Annotated in this window: 1 protein-coding gene; it reads right to left on the reverse strand. The window is 63.9% G+C overall.

Annotation, left to right across the window (positions count from 1 at the left end; genetic code table 11):
* On the reverse strand, positions 1-244 hold a 244-nt coding region (locus tag AC0IYH_RS33435; protein WP_471838728.1), incomplete at both ends, for a hypothetical protein.

Genomic DNA, 244 nt, shown 5'->3' on the forward strand with positions numbered 1-244 from the left:
GTCCTGACCGTGCTTGATCAGGAAGGCGCGCGCAGTGTCGGGCATGGTGCGGACCAGATCATATTCGTGGCTCGTCAGCCCGAACCCCGTCATGTAGTCGCGCGCCTGTGCCTTGGGGTTGGGCATGAAGATCTGGGTCGCTGCCTGTTCCACGATCGCGGACGCGATCCGGCTGGAGAGCGCATCCTCGGCGCTCTGGGTCGCGAAGCCGACGATGCCGTTGCGCTTGCGGATAGTCTTTTCC

Source organism: Pseudomonas sp. AC463 (genome assembly GCF_979253585.1).